Source organism: Halomonas sp., assembly GCF_014859505.1.
GTDB lineage: Bacteria > Pseudomonadota > Gammaproteobacteria > Pseudomonadales > Halomonadaceae > Halomonas.
Window position 1 is genome coordinate 1 of record NZ_JACUUD010000156.1, and the last position, 5,534, is coordinate 5,534.

6 protein-coding genes are annotated in these 5,534 nt (G+C 67.2%); all 6 read right to left on the reverse strand.

The window, feature by feature from the left end; genetic code table 11:
- On the reverse strand, window positions 1-617 hold a 617-nt coding region (locus IBX53_RS14230), incomplete at its 3' end, for an NTP transferase domain-containing protein (protein ID WP_290910463.1).
- Between the two features lie 60 nt (window positions 618-677).
- Window positions 678-1,760, reverse strand: coding sequence for an FAD:protein FMN transferase (locus tag IBX53_RS14235; protein ID WP_290910466.1), 1,083 nt, complete (start codon window positions 1,758-1,760; stop codon window positions 678-680).
- A 37-nt stretch (window positions 1,761-1,797) separates the two neighbouring features.
- Window positions 1,798-2,595 (reverse strand): undecaprenyl-diphosphate phosphatase, encoded by a 798-nt coding sequence (locus tag IBX53_RS14240; RefSeq protein ID WP_290910471.1) that lies wholly within the window; start codon window positions 2,593-2,595, stop codon window positions 1,798-1,800.
- Window position 2,596: 1 nt separating this feature from the next.
- The gene (gene mgtE / locus IBX53_RS14245; RefSeq protein WP_290910475.1) at window positions 2,597-3,970 is read right to left on the reverse strand and encodes a magnesium transporter; all 1,374 of its coding nucleotides are present in this window, start codon (window positions 3,968-3,970) and stop codon (window positions 2,597-2,599) included.
- A 143-nt stretch (window positions 3,971-4,113) separates the two neighbouring features.
- The gene (locus tag IBX53_RS14250; protein WP_290910480.1) at window positions 4,114-4,542 is read right to left on the reverse strand and encodes a F0F1 ATP synthase subunit epsilon; all 429 of its coding nucleotides are present in this window, start codon (window positions 4,540-4,542) and stop codon (window positions 4,114-4,116) included.
- A 24-nt stretch (window positions 4,543-4,566) separates the two neighbouring features.
- Window positions 4,567-5,534, reverse strand: a 968-nt coding sequence (gene atpD, locus IBX53_RS14255; protein WP_290910481.1) for a F0F1 ATP synthase subunit beta, incomplete at its 5' end; no start/stop codon positions are given.

Sequence of the window (5,534 nt, forward strand, 5' to 3'; positions counted from 1 at the left end):
CCCTCGGCGGCCGCCATGGCGATGATATCGGTCAGGTAGTACTCGCCCTGGGCGTTGTCGGCGGAGAGCCGCGGCAGCCAGCGGCGCAGCTGGGCCGCGGTCATCGCCATGATGCCGGTGTTGCACTCGTCGATGGCAAGCTCGCTCTCGCTGGCGTCCTTGTGCTCGACGATGGCCACCGCCTGCCCTTCGGCATTGCGCAGGATGCGCCCATAGCCGGTGGGGTCCGCCAGGGTCACCGTCAGCAGCCCCAGGTGGTCATCATCGACGCCTTCCAGCAGTCCCGCCAGGGTCTCGCGGCGAATCAGCGGCACGTCACCGTAGAGCACCAGCACCTTGCCCTCGCCGAGACCGTCGAGGGCCTGGGCCACGGCGTGGCCGGTGCCCTTCTGCTCGGCCTGCAGTGCGTAGCGCACCTCACAGTCGACCAGCGCCTCGCGAACCCGCTCCGCACCGTGCCCCACCACCACGTGGGTGCGCTCGGCACGCAGGCCGATGGCGGTATCGATCACGTGGCGCACCATGGGCTTGCCGGCCAGGCGGTGCAGCACCTTGGGGAGGGTCGAGCGCATCCGGGTCCCCTGACCCGCCGCGAGAATTACCACGTCCAGCGTCATCATGACTCCTTGTCCAGCTTCGTCGATCTCAAGATTCCAGGGTTCGGTACATTCTAGGGCTCAGTGGACCTCGAGGCCCAGGTCCGCCACCAGCGCCTCGCCGAAGGCGTCGACGAAGGCGGGGCTGACGAGGCTCGTCCAGCCACCCTCCTCCTCGCGAACGATCATCAACACGCTGAGCCCCTGCTCCCGAGCCAGGGCCATGCCCGTTTCATCGCCCAGCACCATCAGCGCCGTGGCCCAGGCATCCGCCCAGGCGTTGGAGGGATGCAGCACGCTCACCGAGGCCAGGCGGTGGGTGATCGGCCGGCCGCTGCGCGGGTCCAGGGTATGGGAGAAGCGCCGCCCGTCCTCCTCGAAGTAGTTGCGATAGTCGCCGGAAGTGGCTACCGAGATGTCATGCAGCGGCAGGACATGGCGGGCCTCCTGGCGATCTTCCAGCGGTGCCTCGATGCCGATGCGCCAGGGGTCGGCCTCGCCGTCGTCCCCGCCGCCGGCATTGCGATGGCCTCGGGCGATCAGGTCGCCGCCCAGATTGACCAGGTAGTGCTCGATGCCCTTGCGGTCCAGGAGGGCTGCGACCCGGTCGGTGGCATGGCCCTTGGCCACGCCGCCCAGGTCCACGGAGACCTCCCGCGTGCGACGCGCCTGCAGCGCCGAGAGATCGAGTTCCACCGCATCGAAGCCGACCTCGGCCAGGCGGGCCTCGAGGGTCACGTCATCCGGCACCTCCCGGGGGCGCGCCTCGGCACCGAAGCTCCACAGGTTGACCAGGCCACCGACGGTCACATCGAAGGCGCCATCGCTCTTCTGGGCCACCGCCTGGCCAATCGCCAGCACCTCCATCAGTTCGTCGGAGAGCGGCTGCCATTCGCCCACGGGCAGCTGGTTGAAGACCGAAAGCTCGGAGTCGTCGATATAGGTCGACATGGAGACATCCACCGCCTCGAGCACCTCGAGGATACCCTCCTCCAGTGCCCGGGCCTGGCCCTGGGTCAGGGAGTCGGCGATGGTCACCTGATAGAAACTGCCGAAGATGCCGCCCTCGAAACGTACCGGCGAGTCGAGGGGACGATCGCGCTCCGAGCAGCCGGCCAGCAGCAGTAGGAGGCAGAGAAACAGCAGGGATGCCGGGGCTTTCATGATGCGAGCACTCTCCATGAGGGAAGGGGTGACGGGGCTACCAGAATACCCACAGCAGCCAGCCGCCGAGCAGCAGCCGATAGACCACGAAGGGCTGCATGCCGACGCGCTTGATGAAGATCAGGAAATAGTGGATGCAGAGGTAAGCGCTGATGCCGGAGAGCAGGGTGCCCATGATGACGGCGGGCCAGTCGACCTCTGCGGATTCCTGGACCAGGCCGCTGACCTCGAGACCACCGGCCAGCACGATCACCGGGATCGACAGCAGGAAGGAGAAGCGTGCCGCCCCCTCCCGGCTCATGCCCAGCAGCAGCGCCGCGGTGATGGTGATGCCGGAGCGCGAGGTGCCCGGGATCAGCGCCAGGGCCTGGGCCAGGCCGATCAGCACCACGTCGCGAAGACGCAGCTGGTACTCGCTGCGTCCGCCGCGATGACGCCAGTCCGCATAGCCCAGGAGCAGGCCGAAACCTATCAGGCCGACGGCGATGATCAGCGGCGAACGCATGCCCACCTCGATGGCATCGTGGAAGGCCAGGCCGACCACGCAGACCGGCACGGTGGCCAGCAGCACTCCCCACGCCAGCCTGGCGTCCTCGTCCATGCGGCCGCCGCGCAGCGAGCCGATCCAGCTCAGCGTCATCCGCGCGAGTTCCTGGCGAAAGTAGAGCACCACCGCGGAGAGGCTGCCGATATGCAGCGCCACGTCGAAGGCAAGGCCCTGATCGTCCCAGGCGGTCAGCACCGGTACCAGGATCAGGTGAGCGGAGCTGGAGACCGGAAGGAACTCGGTGACGCCCTGCACGATGGAGAGCAGGATGACCTGCAACCACTCCATGCTAGACTCCCGCCAGGATCGCCGTGGCGATGCTGAAGTAGATGAGCACCCCCGAGGCGTCGATCAGGGTGGTCACCAGCGGCGCCGAGGCGGTGGCAGGGTCCCAGCCCAGACGGTCGAGCAGGAAGGGCAGGCACATGCCCAGCAGACTGCCGAACAGCACGATGATCACCATGCTCATGGCCACCACCATGGCCACGGCCTCGCCGCCGCGCATCACCCCGATGGGGGCCACCGCCAGCGCCATGGTCAGGCCCAGCGACCCTGCCACCAGCAACTCGCGACCCAGCAGGGTCCCCCAATCCTTGACCCCGACATCGCCGGTAGCCATGCCGCGCACCATCAGGGTGGCGGCCTGGGCACCGGCGTTGCCACCGCTGCCGATCAGCAGCGGCAGGAAGAACACCAGCGCCACCTGGGCGGCGATGGTCTCCTCGAAGTAGGCGATACCGGCGCCGGAGAAGAGGTTGGCGAATACCAGCAGCACCAGCCAGGTCACCCGCTTGCGGTAGAGGCTCCACAGCGGTACCCGGCTGACCCCATCCTCCAGGGCGCCGATGGACATCCCCTTGTGGAAATCCTCGGTGGCCTCCGACTCGGCCACGTCCATGGCATCGTCGTGGGTGACGATACCCACCAGCCGCTCGTCGGCATCCAGCACCGGCAGCGCCAGCAGGTCATAACGGGCCACCACCCGGGCGACCTCCTCTTGCTCCTCGTCGACCGGCATGCTGATCACATCCTTGATCATGATGTCGTCGACCTTCGCCCCCGGGCGCGCCACCATCAGCTGGCGCAGCGACAGGGTGCCGGCCAGGCGGCCGTCGGCGTCAATGATGTAGAGCTGATAGACCGTCTCGGCGTCGGGGGCCGTCTGGCGCACCCGCATCATCGCCTGGGAGACGGTCATGCCGGTGGGGATGGCCACATAGTCCGAGGTCATGATGGCCCCGGCGGTGCCCTCCTCGTAGCTGGCCAGGCGCTTGAGGTCCTCGCGCTCCTGGTGCGCCATGCGTCTCAGCAGCGCCTCGCGTCGATCCTCGCCAAGCAGGTTGAAGAGGTCGGCGCGCTCGTCGGAGCCCATCTCCTCGAGCAGCGAGAGCAGCGTTTCGTCCGACATGGCCGCGGTGATCTCGACCTGTTCCTCACCCGGCAGATAGCCCAGGACGTTGGCCCGCCGCTCCAGCGGCAGGCGGTCGAGGAGGCCCATGGCCACCGGCAGGTCGTCGTCCTCCTCGAGGATCTCCTCGAGAATCTCGGCGATATCCGCGGAACGCAGCTCCGACAGCATCTCGCCGAGGCGCTCGCGGGCCTCCTCGGCGAAGGCCAACACCAGCGCCTCCTTCTGTTCCTGCAGGCTATCGTTCAGTGACATGGCATCCTCCTGACGCCAGGGGCGCAGAGATGAGTGAGCGGAACCATCGGCGCGGAGCCAGCGCTCATGATAGCAGAGACGAAAACGCCCCCCGATCCCGGTATTTCACGGGATCGGGGGGCGCCGTCACGGCTGGGGCAGGATCAGCCCTTGCCGGCCTTCTTGCGCAGCTGCTGGATGGTTCTGAGCTGCGCCACGGCCTCGGCGAGTTCGGCGGCAGCGCGAGTGTAGTCCAGCTCCGCCGACTTGTCGCTGAAGGCCTTCAGCGCATGCTGACGGGCCTCCTCGGCGGAGGCCTCGTCGAGGTCACCGGCCCGGGATGCCGCATCGGCCAGGATGGTCACCACGTCCGGCTGCACTTCCAGGAAGCCGCCGGAGACGTAGAAGTTCTCCTCGCGGCCGCCGTCGTGGATCACGCGGACCGGACCCGGCTGGAGCTCGGTCAGCAGCGGAGCATGGCCGGGCAGGATACCCAGATCCCCCATCATGCCGGACGCGACCAGTTGCTCGATCTCGCCCGAGAAGATGGCCGCCTCGGCGCTGACGATATTGCAAGTGAAGCTGTTCGCCATAGCGAATCCCCCTGATGGACGGGATTACTTCATCTGGTTGGCTTTCTCGACGGCCTCGTCGATGGTACCGACCATGTAGAAGGCCTGCTCCGGCAGATCGTCGTGCTCGCCGTTGAGGATGCCCTGGAAGCCACGGATGGTGTCCTTCAGGGACACATACTTGCCGGGCGACCCGGTGAACACCTCCGCCACGAAGAACGGCTGCGACAGGAAGCGCTGGATCTTGCGCGCCCGGGACACGGCCAGCTTGTCCTCATCGGACAGCTCGTCCATGCCCAGGATCGCAATGATGTCCTTGAGCTCCTTGTAGCGCTGCAGCACGTTCTGCACGCCGCGCGCGGTGTCGTAGTGCTCGTCGCCGACGACCAGCGGATCCAGCTGACGCGAGGTGGAGTCCAGCGGGTCGATGGCCGGGTAGATGCCCAGCTCGGCGATGGAGCGCGCCAGTACCACGGTGGCGTCCAGGTGCGAGAAGGTCGTCGCCGGAGACGGATCGGTCAGGTCATCCGCGGGCACGTAGACGGCCTGGACGGAGGTGATCGAGCCGGTCTTGGTGGAGGTGATGCGCTCCTGGAGCACACCCATCTCCTCGGCAAGCGTCGGCTGGTAGCCCACCGCGGAGGGCATGCGGCCCAGCAGGGCGGACACCTCGGTACCGGCCAGGGTGTAGCGGTAGATGTTGTCGACGAACAGCAGCACGTCGCGGCCTTCATCGCGAAACTTCTCGGCGATGGTCAGGCCGGTCAGGGCCACGCGCAGACGGTTGCCGGGCGGCTCGTTCATCTGGCCGTAGACCAGCGCCACCTTGTCGATAACGTTGGATTCGGTCATCTCGTGGTAGAAGTCGTTACCCTCACGGGTCCGCTCCCCCACGCCCGCAAACACCGAGTAGCCGCTGTGCTCGGTGGCGATGTTGCGGATCAGTTCCATCATGTTGACGGTCTTGCCCACGCCGGCGCCGCCGAACAGGCCGACCTTGCCGCCCTTGGCGA